This window comes from Pedobacter terrae, assembly GCF_036946585.1.
Lineage (GTDB): Bacteria > Bacteroidota > Bacteroidia > Sphingobacteriales > Sphingobacteriaceae > Pedobacter > Pedobacter terrae_C.
The window spans coordinates 48,371-71,650 of sequence record NZ_JAQIIV010000009.1 but is presented as its reverse complement, the minus strand read 5'-3'; the positions used below and the strand labels follow the sequence as shown (position 1 = coordinate 71,650).

Here is a 23,280-nt window from a genome sequence, read left to right as displayed (position 1 = left end):
AAATAATGATCAATAAGATATAGAAATGAAGAATTCCTTTAAGCTTAGTATTTTTCTGGTTTTTACCACCTGTTACCAGGTTTTTTCGCAAAACAACATCCTTAATAACAGGATACAGGAAATCGTCGCTTCAAAGCATGCCAGAGTAGGGATTGCCATTAATGGGCCAAATGAAAAAGATACACTGTTTATTAATGGGGATGAACATTTTCCTTTACAAAGTGTATTCAAATTCCATATTGCATTGGCGGTACTATCTCAGGTTGCCAAAGGGAAATTCAGTTTGAGTCAAAAAATTAAAATTACTAAGAAAGACCTGTTACCAGATTTATATAGTCCTATCCGCGATCGATATCCAAACGGTGTAACCCTGCCATTATCCGAAATTTTAGCATATACCGTTTCACAAAGTGATAATGTAGGCTGTGACGTCTTACTTAGGATGATTGGAGGTCCAGAATTTGTTGAAAGATATTTTAATCGCATTGGCATCAAGAATATATCAATTAAAATAAATGAAGAAGAACAACAAAGCAACTGGAACTCACAGTTTAGAAACTGGACCACACCTAAAGCAGCTAATAAAGTCCTGGAGTTATTTTATATGAATAAAAATAATCTCCTTTCAAGGAAAAGCCACCAATATATTTGGAAATTGATGCGGGAAACCAAAACAGGTGAAGGCCGATTGAGGGGGCAGCTTTCGACAAAAACCATTGTTGCACATAAAACAGGCTCATCGGGTACGAATAAAGAAGGTGTCACTGCTGCAATAAATGATATTGGCGTTGTATTTCTTCCCGATGGATCACATTATTTAATAAGTATTTTCGTTACGGAATCAACAGAAAATGCAGCAACAAATGAAAAAATAATTGCCGATATTAATAAAGCTGCCTGGGATTATTTTATTGGAAATAGATCTTTTTAAGGTTACGTCATATTTAATATTTTATTGTTGAACGATGATATTGTAGCGAGTGTAAATATGTAGCACAATCCCATTAAAGACAATAAAATAGCTATTTTTTGTAATTGGTTTTCATCGTTATCCAATGATTAAATTTTATTTTTTAGTCATATTTAGCAATAACATTTTCAGCTTCATTAACCATCTACTGGATTAAAAATTTACTTAGCAGCTTAGGGCAGAAGTAATAATCTAATATTTCAACCGCAAATTAAGCGTCTTTGAATTGATATCAAAGATCAGTTTTATGTGGATCGGTGTTGATGCGATACTTTTTGCAGGCTTGGCGGATATTTTTAATTTAGCATTGCTCAACGGCATTTTTTCTATCTAGTATGAAAACGATTAATACCTTACAAAAATTGTTGTTCGATTTATCAGGCGTATTGCCTGCCGATACGGGACCGTTATTTGAAATGACTACTCCTGTATCACTGGAGGCTAATGAAGCCTATATTCGTGAAGGGGAAAACAGCCGTCGACTGGCTTTTATTGAACAAGGCATCATTCGCGCATACACCATTAAAGAAAATGGAGATGAAGCTACACTTCTTTTGCGCTGGGAGGGACAGTTTATTGCATCGCATGATACCATTATCAATCGCCAGCCTTCAAGGTTTATATACCGTGCACTTGAACCTGTGAAATTGCTGCAGATCGATTATGGTGTTTTAGAAGAGATTCTGAAAACTCATCCGGAATATGAACCGCTGCGTAACTTTTTTCTGATGAAAATGCTGGCAGAATCTCTAAAAATGTTGGAATCCTTTGTTACACAATCGCCGGAAGAGCGTTATCGTGAGCTCCTTTCAGAGCGTTTTGATCTCGTAAACCGCGTGCCGGATAAGTACATCGCGTCCATGCTCGGCATTACCCCGGTGTCCTTAAGCAGGATTCGTAAAAGGATGTATATCAAAGGAAAAAAATAACCCATATTATCCTTTGTTAAGTCCCGAAATTATCTTTTGTTAACGTTGCAACATGCCTGCGCTTTATACTTTTGAAGTATCAACAATAAAAGATATGGAAAAGATAATAGAAGCTATCATCAGTGTTTTTAGTATTTCAGCTATCCGGTATTTTGCACTCGCCGGAATTCCTTTTGCGCTGTTTTACCTGCTGATGCCTGATAAATTGGGAAAGTTTAAAATTCAGCAAAAACTGGCCACAAAAAAAGACTTTATCCGTGAGGTATGGCACTCCATGCAGAGTACCCTGGTATTTTCAATCATTGCAGTTGGCCTGGTTTTTACGCCTCTTCAACAATATACCCGAATTTATACACATATTAACGATTTCCCCATATGGTATATAGCTGTTGCGCTGCTATTGAGCCTGATTATACACGATACCTATTTTTATTGGATGCACCGGTTATTGCATCACAAAAAATTGTTTAAGCTTGCCCATTTGGTCCATCATAAGAGCACCAATCCTTCACCATGGACATCCTATAGTTTTCATATATTGGAAGCCATTACCGAAGGACTTGTATTGGTGCCGATCGTTATGCTGATACCAATGCATCCCTTAACGATATTACTATTTACCATAACTGGCTTCATCATTAATGTGTACGGTCATCTGGGCTATGAAATTATGCCTCAATCGTTTCGCTCCACCTTGGCATTCGAAATCCTGAATAGTTCGGTACATCATAACCTGCATCATAGCAAATTTAAGGGAAATTACGGCTTGTATTTCCGGATCTGGGATAGGGTGATGGGTACGGAGCATCCTGATTATGTGAAGGAGTATGATCGCTTGCAGGCACAGCGCTTTAATCGAATCCCTCATGAACGTACAATTAGGTCCTAAAAATTGGCTTTATGCTTACAGTTGATGGTTAAAAGTTGCCAGCGGGGACAATAAAGCTTCTCATGAAAACGGGAAGCTTTTTTATTGAAATATACTCCATAGTAGGTTTGTAGATTCACGATGTAACCCAGTCAATTAGCTACAATTATTCAAAATTGTCTTTCCAGAGTTGATGTCCGATATCATATTATTTTTATACTTTTATTTGTAACGCAAAATAACTGAAGCGTTCTAAATAGATAGAGGTACAGTAATATCGACAAGAAGATAAATGGTTAAAGCAATACTTTTAATATTACTTTCAGCGATTTTCATTCAGGCTTATGCACAGCAAGCAAAGCTGACTACCAATTTAAACTTTACAGGTAATATTGGTAAACTCCCAATCGAAATGAAGCTGAGTTTAAACAAATACAACGACAGTATTTTTGGTGAATATTACTATATCAAAAATGGCTACGATAACAAACTTTATTTGGAGGGGACGCTAAGAAACGGTGAAATGTTACTTAAAGAAAGTATATATAACGCTAAATCGAAAAAAATCGAAACAACAGGTTATTTCAAACTGGCTTATTTAGCACAGAAGTCGTTAAGGGGAAGCTGGGGCAAAAAAACATCGGTTGCAGAAAATACGCTGACCGTAAAGTTGCTTTGTCGCGAAAATTTACTGGCTTTTAACCCATTTGGTTTCGATTTTATCATGTCGAAGAAAAAGCCTGATGCAGATTACATGACAGAAAACTCGGTAGGCTATTTTACCTTGCTTTCCTTAAAAATTAATGTAAATAAAAATGCCAGATGGGTACTGTATGATTTTGATATACATGATTTGGTTAAAGATGAGGTGGAACTGGAAGATGTTAATTTCGATGGTTATCTGGATATAAAATTGCCCATTTTTTATCCAGATAGGATAAAAAGAGATTATGGTTATGTGTATTTCGTATATGATGTAAAGCGTAAAAGCTTTATTAACAATAAAACTTTAGATGATTTAGGAGTTGTATTTTTTGATGCAGTTAAAAAACAAATTTATAAATATGATGCAGATGGAAGCGGGAATGAAGAAAAGATGTTTTATCGCTGGCAAAGCGGAAGGTTATTATTAGAAAAGGCAGAACGTGTTTACGAAAACGACCCATATGTTCATTATGAAGAATTCAAAATTGAAAATGGAAGATCGGTGAAGGTTAGAAGTTACAAAAAAAAGGGATAAATATGGAGCTTCAGGGGAAATATATAGCCGATGACCATTTGGATAAAAAGCAGCTTAAAGCTATCAATAAGCCCATTCCATTTATTGGTTACAAAACGGTTTGTTCAGAATAAGTAAAGCTGATAATAAAAGCGGAAGTTTAAACTTTTTAGCTTAGCTGATGGTTTTACAAAAATGGAAAAGGTATCAAAAATCGCAATAACAGGTGTTGCAGGCACAACTTTTATGACTGCCGCCAGCGAGCTAATGTCGTTACTGGGAAAAGAAGAATTCAGGGAGCCCAGGTTGCTCCGAAAAATCACCGGTCGTCTGGCTCCGTTTTTATCCAAAAACTGGCAGTTGCTAATGGGATGGGGCGCCCATTACTGTATGGGTTTTATTTTTGCCGCAACTTATGTACAGCTATGGGAAAGCGGGAAGGTCAAACATAGCCTAAAAAATGGATTTATTCTTGGCATCGCGAGTGGCATTTTAGGACTTTTGATCTGGCGGGCAACGTTTAGGTGGCATCCCTTGCCGCCGTCGGTAAACCGTATGAATTTCTATTTACAGCGTATCCCGGCGCACGTGGTATTTGCAGTCTTTGGCACAGCCGCATACCAGCTGATCACTACAGATCGGCGGGATGCAAGGCATCACGAAAAATAAGGTTACTCAAAAAAAATGCTTCCTAAATTAATCACATGCTAAGATGAACTTTTGGTCAGTCCATTTGCAGAGTGTTGAAGCGTGGGTAAACTAGCAAGATAACATTAGATTCAATCTAATAAAAAAACGAAAGAAGCTGTATCATTAAAATAAAATTGCCATCTCTTTCGGATGTTCCAGGAAGTTTCTATACTTAGTCAAGCTGAGTACAGGCTGTACCCAACTTGACAGATTAGATGCGAAATTACAAATTTAATACCGCCTCCTTGCGTGAATCGGAAATCGCTTTTAAGTTTAACTTACTACTGGTAGTGATCCGCCATCTATGGCGTAGATCGTTCCGGTAAGGTAAGCTGCGGATGGTGACACCAGAAAGTGCACAAGCTGGGCAACTTCTTCAGGTTCTGCCATACGGCCCATCGGAATGCCACCGGTCTGTGCCATCAATTGTTTCATACCTTCTTCCGGGCTGATGCCTGCAGTGGTAGCATAGTCTTCCAAAAATTTCACCATGGGTGCAGTTTTGGTAGCGCCAGGAGCCACCGTTAACACCCTTACACCCTTACCCGCCAGCTCAGTAGCCAACGCTTTACTGTAACTATTCAGTGCCGCTTTGGATACAGCGTAGGCCATATTTAGATTCCATAGTGCTTGTTTTCCGGCTACTGAAGATATGTGTATAATTACACCATTTTGTTTTTCGATCATTTTTGGCAGTAAAACCCTATCTAAACGGATAGCCGAAATGAGGTTCAGGTCCAGCTCCTGTTGCCAGTGGGCATCAGTCAATGTACTGTGTCCACCACTTGGCGTAGTCAGCCCGCCAACATTATTAATCAGGATGTCAATACCTCCAAAGGTATCTTCAATTTCTTTAGCAAGGCGGCTTACGTCATCGGCATTGGTAAGATCGGCTGCAATAAAATGATGTGGTGTTTCTTCCGGTTCAGTTCTCGCACTAACGATAACCTGCGCACCCGCTTTGGCCAATTCATCAGCTATAGCTTGTCCAATTCCTTTTGTTCCGCCGGTTACTAATGCTCTTTTGCCTTTTAAATTTAATATTTCCATGTTTTAAAATGATTATTCTGAAATGATTGTTTCAAAAAAGGTGAAAAAAATTTATTTTGATAATTGTTTAATAAAAAATGCTGCCATGCGCTTGATTTTCAAGGGGTCTTTATGAAGGATGTAACTCTCATACCAGCCGGTCCAGGTGCTATTAAAATAATCGGCCAATAAAGAGGGGTCTTCATCTGCCCGTATCTCGCCTTGTTCCATTGCCTTACTGATGAGGTCATGCAGAAATTGGTATGAGCGCTGATCATCTGCCGCCAATATCTGTTTTATACGTTGGTCGTTCGTAGCCACCTCAAATGCGCTTTTTACCGCCATACAGCTGTCTTCGCCATTTATAATAATATTTACGGCTTCGTGGATATAGTCTACCAAGGTGGCAAAGGGTGATTTTTCACCATTTAGTCGTTTCTCCCAATCAAGCTTTCGCAGGTCGGTATAATGCTGTACGCAACGTACAAAGAGTTCCTGTTTATCGCCGATGGTATTGTAGAGGCTGCTGCTGTTGATTTGCATAGCATCAGTTAAATCACGCAGCGAAGCACCATTATAACCTTTTTTCCAAAAAACTTCCATCGCTTTTTGAATAGCAAGTGCTTCATTAAATTCAACATTTCTGGCCATGACAGGACAAAGGTATACAAATCTGAAACAATTGTTTCAGATTTGTTCAAATATTTTGGATCTACAGTGCATCACCTTGCAGGAGCAAAGACCGGACTGATATTATTCCAGGTGTTTTAAGGAGGTTGTCCATCTGCTATCGTGGTTTTTATCGAACATATTAAAGCTATATACTCTAGCAAACGGACTGGGAAATTTTTTAATCAAACGCGCTTACAGGATGACAAGCGATCAGTAAATGATCTCATTGGTCCGTTGCTCCAATTGAGGATCTTCCGGAAACTGCCGCAGATAAAATTCTTCATAATAGGCTTTGATGATGGCTGCCAGTGGTGTAGATAATAGCGCCCCTGTCAATCCAAATGCCGTTCCCATGGCCAGTAACAGAAACAGTGACGACATGGGGTGGATGTTCATGGTAGAGGACCGGAGTTTAGGCATCAAAAAATCGGAAATCAGCTCGTTCAGCAATAAAAAGAATACCAGGCACCAAAGTGCTGTTGCAGGGCTCACAGAGAGTGCAACCAGGGTAGGGGGAATCGCCATGATATAAAATCCAATTTTTGGAACAAGTTCGGAAAAGAAAGCCAGAGCTGCCCAAACCAATGCACCTGGAACATTCATCAAGGTCAGAAAGCCATATACCAGTACGGCCTCAATGGCGCCTCCAATAAGATTGGATTTCATCCAGCCCACCAGCATAACCGAAGTGTGTTTCATCGCATTTTCTGCTTTTTCTCTTTGTTTAACAGGGAATACGGTAAGATAAAGCTCAATGATGGGTTTTGGATTTCCTACAAAAAATACAACCATGCAAACAAACACGATGAATACAAAAATCCCCCCCAGGATTGAAAACGAAAAGTTTCCAATTCCCATTACCGTGTTACCTATGGAAGGAATGGCTGATGAAATGGACGAACCCCCCTCACTCATCTCTTTTCTCAATTCGGGGAATTTTCGTAACAATGAATCCAGGTAACCCGATACGCTGGCATAATACTTTGGCAGGTTTCCGATTAAAACATCCAGCTGATCGCTCATATGTGGAACCACCATCCAGCCAAGCAGCCCGGTAATCCCAAAAATGATGAAAAATACAATTAAACAGGCCAGCCAGCGCTTCATACCTTTTTTCTCAAGACGACTTACCGGAGCATTAATGATTAGTCCTAAAACGATAGCAAAAATACCCAGCAGCACAATGCTTAGAATTTTTAATAAAAACCAGAGCAGAATGATAAGTCCGGCTGTGTAAAGGATAATTGAAGTAACCGTCCTAAAGATTCCGTTATTTGATTTTATGTTCATGTATCAAACTAACCCTGTTTAATACAAAAATGTTTGACTGTAGCTATAAAGTAATATGCCTGCCTGCTCAAAATGCCTTTTTTCCAAAGCAAATGCTAAATTTGTTGATCTAAAACACCAGACGAGTACGCTATATCAAAAATAAAATATTATTTGCTGTGCTGGCGGGAGCTACACAATTTAACATTTTTGTAAGTTAACAATACAAGTTTACCCTGTTGTTATGCCTTGCTCAGCTAAATTTGTTGCCGAGGTATGTAGATTAACTAAGTGCCTTCAGCTAATTCTTAAACCAAATATCTATTACGCATAAATAAAACAAACGTATTCTGAAAACATATGAAATCAATAAAATATTTGATGCTAAGCATAAGCCTGGTAATGTTGAGCTTTTTGTCAATCGCCCAGTCTACACAAACCGTGTGGTTAGATGAACTAGATTTAAGCAGTGCTACCCAAGGGTATGGGACCCCTAGAAAAAACAAAACGGTTGATGGTAGAACGATGACTATCGCGGGCAAAACTTTTGAGAGAGGTTTCGGAAGTCATGCAACAAGCATGCTAACGGTAATTTTAGATGGAAAAGCAAAATCTTTTTCTGCCATGGTGGGTATTGATGATGAAGTGAAAGGACAGCAACCAGCAGCCGAATTTATGGTTATGGGCGATGGTAAGCGACTCTGGAGCAGTGGTATTATGCATTTGGGTGATGAAGCTAAATCCTGCAAGGTTACTCTGGAAGGGATCAAAAAATTAGAACTGATTATTACAGATGGAGGTAACGGTGACTATTATGATCATGTAAACTGGGCAGATGCCAAATTTGAAGCGATAGGCGTCAATACCTTTAAAACGTATAATCCAATTTCGTCTATCCCTTATATATTAACACCAAAACCAAATGCTTTTCCAAAATTTACAGGTGCAAAGGTATTTGGTGTGAGACCGGGATCTCCGTTTCAGCATCGGGTTACAGCAACAGGTGAAAGACCGCTAACTTTTGCCGCCTTAAATTTGCCCAAAGGACTCAAAATGGACAATAAAACCGGCCTGATTACCGGAAAGATTACTCAAAAAGGAACTTATCTGGTTACCTTAAAGGCCAAAAATGCCAAGGGTACGGCCGAAAGAAAACTCAGAGTGGTGTGTGGTGAACGCATTGCGCTCACACCTCCAATGGGTTGGAATAGCTGGAACTGTTTCGCTCATGAGGTTTCTGCAGACAAAATAAAGCGTGCTGCTGATGCCATGGTAAAGAGCGGGTTGATTAATCATGGCTGGACTTACATCAACATTGACGACTTTTGGCAAAACAATCGCGATTCAAAAAATCCTGAATTGCAAGGTAAATTTCGGGATGATGCGGGAAATATTGTAACCAATAAAAGATTTCCTGACATGAAAGGCCTTGCTGATTATGTGCATAATCTGGGTTTGAAAATTGGTTTGTATTCTAGTCCGGGTCCATGGACTTGTGGCGGTTGTGCAGGGAGTTATGGTTATGAAAAAAACGATGCAGAAAGTTATGCCAAATGGGGTTTTGACTACCTAAAATACGATTGGTGCAGCTATGGCAACGTAATTGATGGTTTGCCGGATAATGATCCTTACAAAGTTTCATCGCTATCTTACAAAGGTGGCGAAAAATTGAATACCGCTATTAAACCATTTCAAATGATGGGCGACTATTTGTATGCCCAGCCGCGCGATATTGTTTTTAGTTTATGCCAGTATGGAATGTCTGATGTTTGGAAATGGGGAGATCAGGTGCATGGAAGTGCCTGGAGAACCACCAACGACATTACCGACACCTGGGCTAGCGTGAAAAGTATTGCACTGGCACAAGATCAAGCAGCCCCTTACGCTAAACCAGGAAACTGGAACGATCCCGACATGCTGGTTGTGGGACAGGTTGGGTGGGGGAATCCTCATCCAAGTAAGCTAAAACCAGATGAACAATATTTGCATATTAGTTTATGGAGCATGTTCGCAGCACCCTTATTGATAGGATGTGATATGGAAAAACTAGATGATTTCACTTTGAACCTGCTTACCAATGATGAAGTAATTGAAATTAATCAGGATCCACTTGGCAAACAGGGCGTCTGTTTGCAAACCACTGGCGATTTAAGGATTTACGTTAAAGAACTGGAAGATGGAGGAAAGGCTATTGGTTTCTGTAATTTCGGGACGGAAATTGTAAATATGAACTATGCAGATTTTGAAAAGTTGGGATTAAAAGGCCGTTTTACCGTGAGAGATTTGTGGAGACAGAAACAAGTCGCAACGGTAGAGGCTAAAACTTCAAAATTGAATATCAAAGTGCCCGCACATGGTGTATTATTGTACAAATTCTCAAACTTAAAGTGAATTTATAGCAAAATAGCCGGATGTCAGGCAAAATAAAAATAGTTTTTATTGGAGTTTGGCATCGGTTTTAAAGTTGAAAGTACAAACGTCGATTTAGGAATCGTTATTATTGCTGATACAATTCCAATAATACTTGGAATCAAATTTATTGTTGAAAGAAGATTTTAGATGGCATATTTATTGTTTACGGTATAACCTAAATAAATGATATGAACAGATTAGCAATTGTTGCCATTGGAATGATGTTGCTCTCTGCTTGTGGAGAGCGAACTGATCATTCAGAAAAGAAAGCTAAGCATGAGCCTGTAAAAGTTGGTGCGGATAAGGATGAGCATGGATGCATTGGTTCAGCTGGATATACCTGGAGCAAGTTAAAAAAGCAATGTATACAAATTTTCAATATAGGTTTTCGATTGAATCCGGTAGCTAATGAAAAGGGCAAGGACGTGGTGAGTGCCTTTGTACTGATAAGTGATGACCAGGCAAAGGTAGAGTTGTTCCTGCCAAATGATGATCAGCAGTCCATACTCTTAAATAAACTTGAAGATTTGAACTACGGAAATGATGTTTACCGTTATGATGCGAAAAAATCGATTCTGTACGTTAAAGGCAAGATAACCTACAAAGGCAATGTGGAATAGAAATACTATATTTTAATAAAACCGTCACTAAACTTAATTGCAAATAGCTGTAGCAAGCGCATTTTCCATATTGCTAAGCTGCTGGAAAGCTATTTGCCCGCGCTATTTTGGTAAATGGGCAATTAATTCTACCTCCAATTTTGCATCTGGCATATATAGCCGTTCAACCTGTACCCAGGTAGCTGCAGGAAAATCTCCATTATAAAATTTTTTCCTCGCGTAATTGTACTTTTTCATGGTTTCAATATCTGTTGTAAACAAATTCTCTTTCACTACATTTTCGAATGTAGCTCCATAATTTGCTAAGGATGCCGCTAGGTTTTTATAAACGAAAGTAATTCCTTCAGGGCTAAGATTAGTTGTTACGGCGCCTGAAACATAAAGGATATTATCTACTTTCAGAACCTGTGCATAACCCGCTACCGTATCTTGTTTTGAATGATTCCAGTGCCATTTTTCTTTTTTAATTTTTGTGTCTTGTGCAAAAAGTTGATTAACAACAAAAAAAAACAAAATGGGAAGAAGATATTTCATGATCATTAATTAGATTATATTTTGATATTATGGATAATTTTAATTGCAAGTAGGCTATTTTAAACTTTTTAAAGTTTAAAAATACACCTTAAAATCAGTTATTGAAAGTTTATTAAGTCCTGATTTTAAGTAAATAAATTGTTATAATCATCTACGGTTCATGCACGTCATTAAAGTTAATTATGGGTTTAGGTATACACTTTGTGAATATAAAAGCGTTTGCCCGTTTCCATGCATTTATGTTTATCTTATTTATCATGACAAATAAATCTGGTTTCTCGCTTGATGATATCTTTATCATTACACTTAGCTTTGCAGTGTTGATGATGGTTCTAGGATTGATCTTGATGCTTTTATCTGGTTTGCCGGTCAACAAATCAAGGCAAAAACTGATCGATAAAATATCTTTTATTAGCATTACCATGGTCAATATCGGGTTATTGCTTTTCCTGATCAGCATAGCAGCCTATTCCATGGTTTTTACAATCAAAAGTTTACAGATAGGTGAATATCATGTACGGTTTAGTAGGATTGGTAGTGGAGATAACGTGATCACCTGGAAAGATCAGCCTTTATGGTTTGCCTCAATAACCACCTTGTTTTTAGGGTTTTCGGCTTGGATGTTTGTTGTTGTAATGAATGGTATGAGAAAAAAATAAAGCAGGGCAAAAGTTAATATTGTGTTTCTTTACCTGATCGTTACCCGCCCGATCGCGAATTTGCTTGCTGAAATAGACGGTTTAATAATTTAAACGAAATTATGCCAGAACAAAATCATTAATACTGATGATAATTTCTTTCATTAATAGCTAAAAAAATGCTGAAATATTTTTATCATAGAAATAAATAATTATTAAAAGGTAACTTAGATACAGTAATCTGGCAGAAAGATATACTATCAGACAGTCAGCAGGCCAACTTAAACATAGATGTTTCAGGCAAATCGATCAATGCCATCCGCGCTTTTAACGGTGTATGCATTTTAGTTTGGGGAGCACGTACCTTAGATGGCAATAGTCAGGATTGGAGGTATATTTCCGTGCGCAGAACAATGATTTTCCTGTAGCAATCGTGCAAATTGGCCTGTCGTTCTTATGTTTTTGAACCCAATGATAAAAATACCTGGGAAGCAGTTAAATCAATGCTCAGCAGTTTCTTAATTTCTGTTTGGCAACAGGGCGGGATAATGGGCGCTACACCTGCAGATGCTTTTTCGGTAGACTGTGGTTTAGGTATAACCATGGTGAGTGATGACCTATTAAATGGTATCATGACGGTGGTGGTAAAAGTGGCTTTAGTCCACCCAGCAGAGTTTATTATATTAACCTTCCAGCAACAGATGCCGGTATCCAGTTAATGATTTTTCAACAACATGATTTTTAAAAAGATATGATAGCAGATAATGGCAGCAAACAAGGCTCAACCTGGCCAATACCCAAATTTAGGTTCGAAGTAGACCTTGGAACAGAATTAAAAGGTGCGACTTTCCAGGAAGTTTCCGGACTTGATGTAGAAACTCAGGTTATAGAATACCGTAAAGGTGATAGCCCGCTTTTTTCAACCGAAAAAATGCCCGGTATTGTTAAATACGGTAATGTTACCATGAGAAGGGGAATTTTTGTAAACGATAATGCCTTTTGGAACTGGCATGCAGAAATTAAGATGAATACGATTAAAAGAAGAACCATCTTGATTAAGCTGTTGGATGAAAGCGGACAGGTAACCATGCAGTGGTCGCTAAACAACGCATGGCCAACCAAAATTACCAGCACAGATCTGAAATCGGATGGTAGAGAGATCGCCGTTGATACCATTGAAATAGCACACGAACAACTAACCATTACTAATGGACAATAAAGAATAGGTGGTTCCCCCCACAGCAAATGCGAACACTATAGTTTCTTAAACCATTTCGTAGGTTGGTAATCGGTAGTGTAACATGTTGATGTTGCAAATTAATGCCATAGAGCCATTTACCGGCAAGAAAGCAAATTCAAAAGAAATTACCTGTTAAATTCCTTTTTTGCAAAGGAGTTGTATCTTTGGTTATCAACAGTCGCACTTGAAGCCTGAACTTTCGGATACTGCCCTTTGGTCCCGCTTACTCAATGGCGAGGAAGATGCTTTGGATCAAATCTACAAGGCGCATTTTCAATCATTATACCAGTACGGAATGCGCCTGCTTCATCAGGAAGACGAGGTAAAAGATTGCCTGCACAATCTCTTCGTTAAACTTTGGGAAAACCGAAAAAAACTTAACCAAACAACACAGATTCGCTATTATCTGCTTGCTGCCCTTCGTAATACCATTGTGAACCATCGCACAAAGGAATCAAAATACGAGAAAGTTGAAGCAAATGACGATCACCTGTTTGATTTAAACTTTACACTAGAATCGGCTTATATCCGCAAAGAGGAGATGCACGAAAAGGCTGCACAACTGGCGGCAGCTATGAACCAGTTAACACCCAGGCAAAAAGAAATCATCTACCTCAAATATTTTGAAGAACTGGATTACAGCCAGATTGCAGAAATTATGGATCTGACCACCAAAGGTACTTATAAGCTTAGCGCAAGGGCATTAGACGCCTTACGCGAGATTATGAAAGTGGATAAAACATTACTGGTATTACTCTTGATGGAATTAAGCAAGTTCAATAAATAGGATGCCTAAATCGGTAAATCAAACCAGCATTTAAGGTTGCGGGCAGATCAATTATAACTTTCACTCAATAAGCCATTTTCATCAACTTAAAATATTTTTTCAAATAATTTAATTTTCATGGGGTAATTTCCTATTCTTTCTTGTTTGTATAATCGTATGGCCGCCATTGGCCACACTGTTTTATGACCGAACACGATTATACTACCTTTACGATAAGCGATTTTTTAGAAGATCCCGATTTTCTGCGTTATGTTAAATATCAGTTTCCGGAAGACAGGCTTTTCTGGGAAAACTGGCAGGCAGCACAACCAGAGAACATGGCTGCGTTTTCGGCTGCTGAATTGCAGCTCCAATTGCTGCTCAGTACAAAGCCTTTTAAAACTTCTCCTGGCTTAGAAGCAAATTTGTTGGCCACTATCCATCAATCTATAGCAAAAGGTAACAAAAAATTAAAAGTCAGCAGGCAGAAATATTTTTGGGCAGGTGGTATAGCTGCCAGTTTGTTTGTGGCGCTATTTATCAGTTGGTTTTTCAATTCTACTGTGAGTATTCATACGGCCTTTGGTGAACGGAAAAAAATTGCGCTGCCAGATGGCTCGGAGGTGATTTTAAATGCCAATTCTACCTTAAGTTATCCCAGGGCTTATGCCTGGAAAGAAAAAAGGGCAGTTAAACTGGACGGTGAAGCTTATTTCAAAGTAAAACACCTCAATCAGGATGCTGATCAGGTTAAACCAGGTGAATTGTTTAGGGCACAAACCAGCACCATAGAAGTACAGGTTTTAGGTACCACCTTCAATATCAGAGAAAGGCGTGGCATGGCTCATGTTGCCTTGGTAGAAGGGAGTGTACAGGTAAAGTCGGTTAAAAGCGGGCAGCATTACCAAATGAAACCAGGTAATGTGGTGCAGGTAAATAGCCGAAATGGTTTGTTAACGGTAGAGAAACAAGGTTCGCTACAACAATCAGCCTGGAAAGATGGACGCTTAATCGTTAACCAAACAACGGTAAATGAAATCCTTCGAAATTTTGAAGACGTTTATGGCTATCAGGTGATTTTAGATGATCCGGCACTTGGCCAGAAAAAGATTGATGGCAGTATTTCGATCAAAAGCGAAGAAGGCTTGCTCTTTACCCTAAGCCAAATTTTAAATGTAAATATCCAAAAACAAGGCAAAGTTATTTATCTGAAAAACAGGTAAATGCTAACCCATATTATCAACAAACAACCAAACTAATCAACATGAACAAAAACTTTACCAGACCCCTTTATTTTCTAGTGGTGGTATTGCTAACTTTTGGTGCTGCATTCCAGGCAGCTGCTCAAGATCAGCAAATCAGTCTGCAACAGGCGCTTGATGCCATTTCGAAAAAATACAAAACCAAATTTGCTTATGAACATAGTATTGTGCAAGGAAAAACAGCTTCTATGGCAAGTTTGAAAGCAAAATCGGTGGATGAAGCACTCAAAAACGTATTGTATCCTAACCATTTATTATTCCTGTATGTGAGCGAAGGAAATTATACCATTGTAAGCAGAGATGGGAAAGCCCTTGAAGTAAATGCCCAGACTAACCTGCCTGGAGGGAGCAGTAACAACAACAGTAATGAGTTTTACATCTCCGGGCAGGTAGCAGATGAAAGCAATAATCCGCTCCCTGGCGTTACCATTAAATCTAACGGATCCAATCGTGTAGTTACTACCGATGGAAACGGAAAGTATTCGATTTTTCTACCAAATACAACTACATCCATTAGTTTTTCTTACCTGGGTTACCAAACCAACAATTTACCGGTAACAGCCAGTACCAAAAACCTGAATGTATTGCTAACGCCTGCAGGCGGTAACCAGCTGCAGGATGTTAATATTGTTTCCAATGGCTACCAGGTATTACCTAAAGAGCGCTCCACAGGAGCCGCATCTGGCGTCACGGAAGAAGACCTGAAAAAAATCCCTACGCCGAACGTAGTGCAGCGGTTGGAATCATTGGTTCCTGGTTTAAAGGTAACCCTCAACTCTGATAATATGTTCACCTATGGAAATACCCAACAGGCCCTTAATGGTGGAACACGAACGCTGGGCAGGTCGGATTATAACATGGCTATCCGCGGGACGAATACTTTGAAAGGAGAAACTTTCCCCCTCATTGTAGTTGATGGAGCCATTATGGAACTGGACTTAGCCACCATCAATCCAAATGACATTGCTAACATTTCCTTTCTGAAAGATGCTGCGGCAGCTTCCATCTGGGGAACGCGTGCTGCCAACGGCGTTGTGGTTATCACCACCAAAAAGGGGCGTACTGAACAGGCGCCTACCGTGAGTTTCTCCATGAACGCTGCTGTGGCCAATCATCCCGATCTGGCCTATCTGAACATGATGAATTCTGCACAAACCATTGCCTATGAGCAGGACCTTGTGGCTAAAAACTTAATTTTTGCGCCCAGTGCAACCACTGCTTTTAGTAGCCCTGTGGCGGAGGCTACTGATCTGACCTTTAAATTAAAAGCCGGCACCATTACCCAGGCTGCTTACGATGCCGCCATCAGTCGCCTGAGCGCAAGAGATGGCCGATCGCAGATCGAAGACTACCTGTTACGTTCGTCAAATAACCAGCAATACAACCTCTCTGTAAGCGGCGGGGGAAAAAGCAGTGATTATTTCTATTCTGCCTCTTACAGTAAAGAAAATCCTTACACCAAAGGCACAGAAGGCCAGCGCCTAACTTTGACCATGAACAACAACTTCAAATTGTTCAAGATTGCCACCCTTTCGGCCAATTTCAGGGCCTCCTTTTTCAAGTACAAAACCGGTGCAGTGAGTCTGAACAGTTTGTTTTCGCCTTCAGCAAGTACTTTTATGCCATATAACCAGCTGGTGGATGAAAGCGGCAACCGGGTGTATTATTCGACTGCTTACTATTCCGGTTGGGTAGAGAACCTGCAGAATCAGGGTTTCCAAAACTGGAAGTACAGTGTGCTGGATGAAATGGATAATGTAAACAATGAGCAGAACGAAAATAACTACAATTTCAACCTGAACCTGAATGTTCCGATTCTAAAGGGCTTATCAGCCAACGCTTTTTTTGCGAATGAAAGAAGTTTTGGCAATACGCGGAACTATTACAGTGAGGCCACATTTTTCTACCGTAACCTGGTAAACACTTACACGCCGATCCCTACTTCAGGAAGAGCTGTGAACAGCATCGGGCTTTCGCCAGGTGGTGGTGTTTTAAATAACCTGAACGGATATAATAATAACTATACCTTGAGAGGACAGCTAAACTATGACCGGAGCTTTGGCGCCGATCATCAGCTGACGATGATTGCTGGTTCGGAGATCCGCCAGACGAAGGCGGGACAAGGTGCCAGCGTGTTATACGGTTACAACATGGGTAACGGGATATCCAGAGCCGTAAATTTCTTTACGCCTTATGCCACCATCCAGGGATTTAACCAAGGCTTGGCTGGAAGTCCAACTCAACAGGATAAATTAAGGCGATATCTTTCTTATTACAGTAATGCGGCTTATACTTATAAAGGTAAATATACCCTTTCAGGAAGTGTGCGGTACGACGATTACAATAACTTTGGCGTAGAACGTAAATTTCGTGCAACCCCACTCTGGTCTTCTGGTTTAAAATGGGATGTAAAAAAAGAATCTTTCCTAAAAGAGCAAAACTGGTTAAACGGTTTAAGTGTTCGCGCTACGTATGGGGTGAATGGAAACATCTCAACCAATACCTTTCCTTTTACCTGGATCAGTCTTGGAAACAGTGATGGAACTACGGGCTTACCGAATGCCAGTGTAATTGCACCGGCCAACCCGGAATTGAGATGGGAAAAAACCTACATAGCTAATTTAGGCCTTGATTTCTCTTTATTGGATAACCGCCTTTCGGCTTCCTTAGATGTGTATCGTAAAAGAGGTAAGGATTTGTTTTATGAATTCCCGATCAATCCAACGTATGGCTTTCTGACGATCTTCAGGAACGTAGCTTCCTTATCCGGTAGAGGAGTGGAGTTTAATCTGAACGGAACCATGATCCGCGAAAAAGATTATGAATGGAATGCCGGATTAAATTTTGCTTACAACACCAATGAAATTACAGATGCCCGTTTCATCATCAATTCAACTTTTCTATCTAACCCGGCCTTTGGTGGTGTGCCTTTAAATGGTTATGCTACTGATAAAATATTTGTTTTCCGCAATGCCGGTTTGGATGCCAATGGATTAACACAGGTATTCGATCAGAACGGAAATAAAGTAGGCGCTAACCAAAATATAACGTCTATTGATGCTTTGGCTTATGCCGGCCGTAGCTCAGCACCTTATTTCGGTAGTTTTAATACCTCTTTTCGTTATAAAGCTTTTACGCTGTTGGCCGTTGCCACTTATCAGTTTGGGAATGTATTTATGCGCCCGACCATTTCGGCTTATCCATCTTCACGCCAGGGTGTGAAATATGATCTGCATGAAGATATCACCAAACGATGGACAAAGGCTGGTGATGAAGCCTTCACCAATGTACCAGGTGCAGCTGGGGCTTTTGCACCGGTAAGTTTACTGCGTTATCAGCAATCTGATATTAATGTGCTCAAAGGCGATTACATTCGTTTAAGGGAACTGGGTTTAACTTACCAGGTTCCGGTAGCGCAACTTAAGTTTGTACGTTCTGCCAATGTGGGCTTTTCGGTCAGAAACCTTGGCCTGATCTGGAGGGCTAATAAAGAGGGGCTGGATCCTGATTTTGTTGGTGGTTTAAGTTCCACCACGCTCGGACTTCCTTCGGCGGTGTCTTATAACTTCTCGCTTAATGTTAACTTTTAATCTGATCAAAAATGAATGCGAAATATAAAATCTTTACTTTTCTCCTGGCCACAGTTTCGCTGTCCGGATGTAAGAAATTTGTAGATGTCAAAACCCAAGGGCAGCTGGTACCCAATCAAACCATCAACTACCGTTATCTGTTAAACAATACAGGCAATTTCGAGACGGTAGCCAACCTGTCTGATTTTGCGTCATCAGACATTAACCTGAATGATGCCGCGCAGCAGACTTCCCTTTCCGGATCGCTGAGCTACACTTATCTGGTGGGAAGTTATACCTGGCAAGCGGTTATTTATCCGATAGGATCAACTGCTGAACAAGACCTGAACTGGAACCGTTTGTACAATACCATCCTGAACAGTAATACGATTATCAATGAGTTGCCGGCAAGTGATGGTTCACAATCTGAAAAAGATGCTTTAACTGCTGAAGCCCTGGTACACCGGGCAGATGCCTATCTGAACCTCGTGAATACTTATGCTAAACCCTACAATGCCGCAACAGCCGGAACTGATTTGGGTGTGCCACTCATCCTGACACAAACCTTAAGTCAGAAATTAAACCGCGCTTCTGTACAGGAAGTCTACAACCAGATTATCAGCGACCTGACCAAAGCGCTTCCGGCATTACCGACAACGCAGGCGTATAATACCTTACCTTCAAAGGCTTCAGCCTATGGAGAACTGGCCCGTTGTTATCTGCTGATGAAAGATTATACCAATGCCGGGAAATATGCGGATGAGGCCCTGAAATTACGCAGTATTTTGAACGACCTATCCACTATCAGCGCTGTAAGCAGTGCCAATTATCCCAAACGGATCACAGACCCGGAAATTTTATTATCTAAAACACCTTTAAACGGCTCTTTGAACTTTTTCCCTACGGTATTTAAGCCCAGTGACGAATGGTTTAGTCTGTTGGGTACGAAAGATCAGCGCTATAACTTATTTACCGCCCCTGCATCCGGCGTATCAACCAGTCTGACCGGGAGGGTTTATGCAAAAGAACGTGCTACGGGCGAAAGCCGTAATGAAGGGCCATCAGTGCCAGAAATGATGCTGATCCGTGCCGAGGTTTATGCCCGTGCCAACGATGCCACTAATGCAATGGTTTGGGTAAATAATCTTCGTGTAAAAAGATTTAAATCAACAGATTATACTCCTTTGATTGCTACAACTGCTGCCGATGCGCTTAATAAGGTGATTGATGAACGCCGCCTCGAATTTTTTGGCACATCCGTTCGCTGGTGGGATATGCGCCGATTAAATAATGAAGCCGCTTTTCAGCGTACCTATACCCGGGTGTTTAATAATATAACTTATACACTGGAACCTAATAGTAACCGTTATGTATTCCCAATTGCCGAATACCTCCGTTCACTAAATCCTGAATTGGAACCAAACCCTTAATTTATAATTAATAGCATGGCACAGTTTTACTGTGCCATTAACTTAAAATCATGTTAAAAAAAATTCTGCTCCTGCACATTTTATTGGCGTTCTCCTTTGCTGTTTATGCGCAATCGCCTGCAGCATTTAAGGTATCTCCGGAAAGACCTGAAAGTGGTAAGCCCTTAACCATTACCTATGATGCTTCGCAAACAGTGCTTGCAGGTAAAAAACAGTTAAATGCTGTGGTTTATCAGTACATTAATTATAAATGGAAAGCTGCAGATTTACCGCTAAAAAATACCGGTAACCTGTGGAGAGCTGAAATGAATGTTCCGGTAACCTGTGGCTTTTTGGGGTTCAAATTTACATCGGAAGATCAGGTAGATAATAATGAAAACCAGGGTTATTTTGTGATGTTGTCTGATCCCGTTCGAAAAGGACTGGTTGCGCCAGGTGGCTACGCCGGATGGGGCATGGCCCGTTCACCAAAATATGGTATGGACATCCCAAATTATATCAAATTTGAAGGAGTTAGCGATTCGGCTACCTACCACTGGCTTAACCAGGAGATCAGTTTTAATCAGCCTTCAAAATCTATACTGGCTTATCCCTATGCTACAGCTTTAAAGGCCATCTATAAAGACGGTGCGACACCGCGTTTGCAAAGGGTAATGGCTTATCTAAAAAGACCAGACGCCAGTGAATTTGATTTGTTTAATGGCCGCCGGATAGCACAATATCTTTTAAATGATAAAAACACAGCTGATTCTATCGAAAAAGTATGGACGCAACGTTTTCCAAATGGTAGTCTCGCCCGCTTAGCTGCCTATAAAAATATTGCACAAAGCCGTGATATCCCCACCATTTTGGCTGCCTCGGAAAAGTTTCTGAAAGATTTTCCAGAGTTCCAAAGTAATCCTGTAATTGATGGCCAGAATCGCATCAGTTATGGCATGGTGTATCAAAACATCATGGTGTTTGGTGCCATGCAACATCCGAATGGCGACGAAGTAGCACATTACGTAGATTCCTTGTCGTTCGAAGCCCTGCCAAATGTATATTACAAGCTGATCCAGATTCCTTACGACAAAGGTAATCTCAGTCATTTAAAAGAATATTCCGATCTGCTGGTGAAAAGATTTGAATACTTTAAAACCCATCGTCCCGAAAGTATGGCTTACCTCTCGCCAATAGAATGGCAGAAAGAATATCAACGGCTTTTTGTGCTCAATGTGTCAAGAGTGTACGCTGGTTTACTCAATAAAGCTCGTCTTTATGCTGAGGCGCTCCGCATTACACAGGAAGCACAACAAATCCAACATTATAAGCAGGCAGCAATCAATAATGAACAGGCTATTGCACTTCAAAAACTGGGTAAAAACGCCGATTTGGAAAAACTCTTGATTAAAAGCATGTTCGAAAATCAAAGTTCAACTGGGATGACGGCTATGCTCAAAGCTTTGTACATCAAGAGAAAAAGATCTGCTGCCGGTTTTGAGGCTTACCTGGAGTCGCTAAAGAATCCGGCTGAACTGAAAAAAAATCAGGAAGAATTAAAAGCCCGCATGATTAAAAAGGAAATGCCTTCATGGAGTATGAAAGATCTGAAAGGAAACACGGTTACCCTGGCTGGGCTTAAGGGAAAAACTGTCGTAATGGATTTTTGGGCCACCTGGTGTGTTCCGTGTAAAGCATCTTTTCCAGGTATGAAACTGGCCGTAGAAAAGTATAAAAACGATCCGAGTGTGGTTTTCCTCTTTATTGATACCGAAGAATATAAAGCGGGCTTTAAAGAGGAAGTAGCCAAATACATCAAAGATAATCAATATCCCTTCCAGGTTTTGTTTGATAACCAAACCGAAGGTGCTAAAACCAATGATGAAGTATTCAGCCACATAGCGAAAACCTTCAATATTTCGGGAATTCCCCAAAAGCTGATCATTGATCGAAATGGCTTTTTAAGGTTTATTTCCATTGGTTATGGCGGAAGCGCCACGGCACTGGCCGATGAAATTTCCAGTTTGATTGAACTGACTAAAAGTGCAAACTAATGGAAAGAAAAATCGGATTGCTATTCATGCTGTTATTCTGCGTAAATTTTACTTTTTCGCAAAGCTATCGTTCAGAAGAAGTCACTTTTCGTAAAGACAGTATTACTTACGGTGGGACCTTAACTATTCCGGCGGCAAAGGGGCCATTTACGGCTATAGTAATTGTTTCTGGTACTGGAAAACAAGATCGCGACGGTACTATGGGCGGCCACAAGATTTTTTTGGATATTGCAGACGGATTATCCAAAAACGGTTATGCCGTACTTCGGCTGGATGATCGGGGTACAGGTAAAACCACAGGTGTATATGAGCAGGCTACTACACTCGATTTTGCTAACGATGCCTTGGCTGCCGTAGGCTATTTGCGGAGCCGTATGGAAATCAATGCCAAAAAGATTGGTTTGCTTGGGCATAGTGAAGGTGGCATGGCCATCAGCATTGCAGCGGCAAAAACCAAGCAGATTGCTTTTCTGATTAGCATTGCGGGCTTAGCTTCAAATGGTTTGGATGCCTTGATTCGGCAGAACCGTGATCTGGTTGAAAACTCGCAACTGCCCGATTATGACAAAGCCCGTTCCAACGAGATCAATGAATTAATGTTTAAAACGGCCTATCGGTATGCAGACTCCATCAATATGGAGACCATATTAAATGAAACCTATAACCTGTGGAAGGTAAAAGATGATGCTTATTTCAAAACGCTAAATCAACCTTTTGATCACTTCCGCTTTCCATTATACAGTTATCTGAAGATGGCCACAAGTTCCTGGTACCGTTTTTTTATAAAATACAATGCAGTAAAAACCCTGGCGCAGATTAAAGTGCCCATACTGGCTTTAAATGGCGATCGTGACCTCATGGTGGCTGGAAAGGAAAACCTGCAGCATTGGCAAGAATATACGCGGCAAGGTGGGAACAAACACGTAGAAACCGTATTGATTCCCAATTTAAATCACTTGTTTTTACCTTGCATTATCTGCAACCAGGCCGAAATTCCTACGATTAAGGCCGGCTTTTCAGACGTCGCCATGAAGCTCATGGTCAATTGGCTGAAGAAAAGATTCTAGATGATTTAATGACGATAGGTCGGCGAAAAGGATCTCGCCGACCCTGTTTTTTAAAATGTTAAA

Annotated in this window: 20 protein-coding genes; 16 read left to right on the top strand and 4 right to left on the bottom strand. The window is 40.3% G+C overall.

Annotated elements, in window-relative coordinates; all coding sequences use genetic code 11:
* The first annotated feature begins 19 nt into the window (after positions 1 to 19).
* From bla to PGN18_RS13545, 5 genes are all read left to right on the top strand, one after another.
* On the top strand, positions 20 to 931 hold the full coding sequence (gene bla, locus PGN18_RS13565) for a class A beta-lactamase, subclass A2 (protein WP_442955358.1): 912 nt from the start codon (positions 20 to 22) through the stop codon (positions 929 to 931).
* A gap of 374 nt (positions 932 to 1,305) precedes the next feature.
* Positions 1,306 to 1,899 (top strand): Crp/Fnr family transcriptional regulator, encoded by a 594-nt coding sequence (locus PGN18_RS13560; RefSeq protein ID WP_335320054.1) that lies wholly within the window; start codon positions 1,306 to 1,308, stop codon positions 1,897 to 1,899.
* 94 nt (positions 1,900 to 1,993) lie between these two features.
* Complete coding sequence (locus PGN18_RS13555; protein WP_335320052.1) at positions 1,994 to 2,788, top strand: sterol desaturase family protein; 795 nt, start codon at positions 1,994 to 1,996, stop codon at positions 2,786 to 2,788.
* Positions 2,789 to 3,059: 271 nt separating this feature from the next.
* Positions 3,060 to 4,007 carry an XAC2610-related protein gene (locus PGN18_RS13550; RefSeq protein WP_335320051.1) on the top strand — a complete coding sequence of 316 codons (948 nt, stop codon included), beginning with the start codon at positions 3,060 to 3,062 and terminating at the stop codon, positions 4,005 to 4,007.
* Positions 4,008 to 4,181: 174 nt separating this feature from the next.
* Entirely contained in the window at positions 4,182 to 4,655 is a 474-nt protein-coding gene (locus PGN18_RS13545; RefSeq protein ID WP_335320050.1) for a hypothetical protein, read from the top strand.
* Positions 4,656 to 4,949: 294 nt separating this feature from the next.
* Here PGN18_RS13545 and PGN18_RS13540 read toward each other — a convergent pair whose 3' ends face one another.
* The 3 genes from PGN18_RS13540 to PGN18_RS13530 all read right to left on the bottom strand — a co-directional run bounded on the left by PGN18_RS13540 (position 4,950) and on the right by PGN18_RS13530 (position 7,667).
* Positions 4,950 to 5,726, bottom strand: coding sequence for an SDR family oxidoreductase (locus PGN18_RS13540; RefSeq protein ID WP_335320048.1), 777 nt, complete (start codon positions 5,724 to 5,726; stop codon positions 4,950 to 4,952).
* A 51-nt stretch (positions 5,727 to 5,777) separates the two neighbouring features.
* The gene (locus PGN18_RS13535) at positions 5,778 to 6,356 is read right to left on the bottom strand and encodes a TetR/AcrR family transcriptional regulator (RefSeq protein ID WP_335320047.1); all 579 of its coding nucleotides are present in this window, start codon (positions 6,354 to 6,356) and stop codon (positions 5,778 to 5,780) included.
* 231 nt (positions 6,357 to 6,587) lie between these two features.
* On the bottom strand, positions 6,588 to 7,667 hold the full coding sequence (locus tag PGN18_RS13530) for an AI-2E family transporter (RefSeq protein WP_335320046.1): 1,080 nt from the start codon (positions 7,665 to 7,667) through the stop codon (positions 6,588 to 6,590).
* Positions 7,668 to 8,006: 339 nt separating this feature from the next.
* Between PGN18_RS13530 and PGN18_RS13525 the strand changes: the two genes are divergently transcribed.
* Together PGN18_RS13525 and PGN18_RS13520 are read left to right on the top strand one after the other, a co-directional pair.
* Complete coding sequence (locus tag PGN18_RS13525; protein WP_335320045.1) at positions 8,007 to 10,037, top strand: NPCBM/NEW2 domain-containing protein; 2,031 nt, start codon at positions 8,007 to 8,009, stop codon at positions 10,035 to 10,037.
* Between the two features lie 209 nt (positions 10,038 to 10,246).
* A complete protein-coding gene (locus PGN18_RS13520; RefSeq protein WP_335320044.1) occupies positions 10,247 to 10,678 on the top strand; it encodes a hypothetical protein in 432 nt (143 codons plus the stop codon).
* Between the two features lie 102 nt (positions 10,679 to 10,780).
* Here PGN18_RS13520 and PGN18_RS13515 read toward each other — a convergent pair whose 3' ends face one another.
* Complete coding sequence (locus PGN18_RS13515; RefSeq protein ID WP_335320043.1) at positions 10,781 to 11,212, bottom strand: RidA family protein; 432 nt, start codon at positions 11,210 to 11,212, stop codon at positions 10,781 to 10,783.
* A gap of 257 nt (positions 11,213 to 11,469) precedes the next feature.
* On the opposite strand from PGN18_RS13515, the gene PGN18_RS13510 reads away from it, so the two are divergent.
* From PGN18_RS13510 to PGN18_RS13470, 9 genes are all read left to right on the top strand, one after another.
* Positions 11,470 to 11,871, top strand: a complete 402-nt coding sequence (locus PGN18_RS13510; protein WP_335320042.1) for a hypothetical protein — start codon at positions 11,470 to 11,472, stop codon at positions 11,869 to 11,871.
* Positions 11,872 to 12,290: 419 nt separating this feature from the next.
* Positions 12,291 to 12,569: a phage tail sheath C-terminal domain-containing protein gene (locus PGN18_RS13505; protein ID WP_335320041.1), complete on the top strand. Its 279-nt coding sequence runs from the start codon at positions 12,291 to 12,293 to the stop codon at positions 12,567 to 12,569.
* Between the two features lie 32 nt (positions 12,570 to 12,601).
* The gene (locus PGN18_RS13500) at positions 12,602 to 13,069 is read left to right on the top strand and encodes a phage tail protein (RefSeq protein WP_335320040.1); all 468 of its coding nucleotides are present in this window, start codon (positions 12,602 to 12,604) and stop codon (positions 13,067 to 13,069) included.
* A gap of 205 nt (positions 13,070 to 13,274) precedes the next feature.
* Positions 13,275 to 13,877, top strand: coding sequence for an RNA polymerase sigma factor (locus tag PGN18_RS13495; RefSeq protein ID WP_335320039.1), 603 nt, complete (start codon positions 13,275 to 13,277; stop codon positions 13,875 to 13,877).
* A gap of 182 nt (positions 13,878 to 14,059) precedes the next feature.
* Positions 14,060 to 15,079, top strand: coding sequence for a FecR family protein (locus PGN18_RS13490; RefSeq protein ID WP_335320038.1), 1,020 nt, complete (start codon positions 14,060 to 14,062; stop codon positions 15,077 to 15,079).
* A gap of 41 nt (positions 15,080 to 15,120) precedes the next feature.
* Entirely contained in the window at positions 15,121 to 18,708 is a 3,588-nt protein-coding gene (locus PGN18_RS13485; protein WP_335320037.1) for a SusC/RagA family TonB-linked outer membrane protein, read from the top strand.
* A gap of 11 nt (positions 18,709 to 18,719) precedes the next feature.
* On the top strand, positions 18,720 to 20,117 hold the full coding sequence (locus PGN18_RS13480) for a RagB/SusD family nutrient uptake outer membrane protein (RefSeq protein ID WP_335320036.1): 1,398 nt from the start codon (positions 18,720 to 18,722) through the stop codon (positions 20,115 to 20,117).
* Positions 20,118 to 20,167: 50 nt separating this feature from the next.
* Positions 20,168 to 22,150 carry a TlpA family protein disulfide reductase gene (locus tag PGN18_RS13475; protein WP_335320035.1) on the top strand — a complete coding sequence of 661 codons (1,983 nt, stop codon included), beginning with the start codon at positions 20,168 to 20,170 and terminating at the stop codon, positions 22,148 to 22,150.
* Positions 22,150 to 23,217, top strand: coding sequence for an alpha/beta hydrolase family protein (locus PGN18_RS13470; protein ID WP_335320034.1), 1,068 nt, complete (start codon positions 22,150 to 22,152; stop codon positions 23,215 to 23,217). Before PGN18_RS13475 ends, PGN18_RS13470 begins: the two co-directional genes overlap by 1 nt.
* Positions 23,218 to 23,280: the final 63 nt, after the last annotated feature.